Here is a 1,174-nt window from a genome sequence, read left to right on the forward strand (position 1 = left end):
GAGCGCACCAAGCCGCACGTGAACGTCGGCACCATCGGTCACGTCGATCATGGCAAGACCACGCTGACGGCGGCGCTGACGAAGATCGGCGCCGAGCGTTTCGGCGGCGAGTTCAAGGCGTACGACCAGATCGACGCGGCGCCGGAAGAGAAGGCGCGCGGCATCACGATCTCGACCGCGCACGTGGAATACGAGTCGCCGACGCGCCACTACGCGCACGTGGACTGCCCGGGCCATGCCGACTACGTGAAGAACATGATCACGGGTGCGGCGCAGATGGACGGTGCGATCCTGGTGTGCTCGGCCGCGGACGGCCCGATGCCGCAGACGCGCGAGCACATCCTGCTGGCCCGCCAGGTGGGCGTGCCGTTCATCGTGGTCTACCTGAACAAGGCGGACCTGGTGGACGACGCCGAGCTGCTGGAACTGGTGGAGATGGAAGTCCGCGAGCTGCTGAGCAAGTACGAGTTCCCGGGCGACGACACCCCGATCATCACCGGTTCGGCGCGTTCGGCGCTGGAAGGCGACCAGAGCCCGATCGGCGTGCCGTCGATCCTGAAGCTGGTGGAAGCGCTGGACACGTGGATCCCGGAGCCGCAGCGCGACATCGACAAGGCGTTCCTGATGCCGGTCGAGGACGTGTTCTCGATCTCGGGTCGCGGTACGGTGGTCACGGGCCGCATCGAGCGCGGCATCATCAAGGTCGGTGACGAAATCGAGATCGTGGGCATCAAGCCGACGGTGAAGACGACGGTGACGGGCGTTGAGATGTTCCGCAAGCTGCTGGACCAGGGCCAGGCGGGCGACAACGCCGGCCTGCTGCTGCGCGGCACCAAGCGTGACGACGTGGAGCGTGGCCAGGTGCTGGCCAAGCCGGGTTCGATCACGCCGCACACCGACTTCGAGGCCGAGGTGTACGTGCTGTCGAAGGACGAGGGTGGCCGTCATACCCCGTTCTTCAAGGGCTACCGCCCGCAGTTCTACTTCCGCACGACCGACGTGACGGGCGCCTGCCAGCTGCCGGAAGGCGTGGAGATGGTGATGCCGGGCGACAACGTGAAGATGGTGGTCAGCCTGATCGCCCCGATCGCGATGGACGAGGGCCTGCGCTTCGCGATCCGCGAGGGTGGCCGCACCGTCGGCGCCGGCGTGGTTGCCAAGGTCATCAAGTAAG

General features: G+C 66.7%; 1 protein-coding gene. It reads left to right on the top strand.

Annotation, left to right across the window (positions count from 1 at the left end; translation table 11 throughout):
- On the top strand, positions 1-1,173 hold a 1,173-nt coding region (gene tuf / locus ACOQFR_RS00055), incomplete at its 5' end, for an elongation factor Tu (protein ID WP_421377381.1).
- Position 1,174: the final 1 nt, after the last annotated feature.

This window comes from Arenimonas sp. MALMAid1274 (assembly GCF_049195245.1).
Taxonomy (GTDB): Bacteria; Pseudomonadota; Gammaproteobacteria; order Xanthomonadales; family Xanthomonadaceae; genus Arenimonas.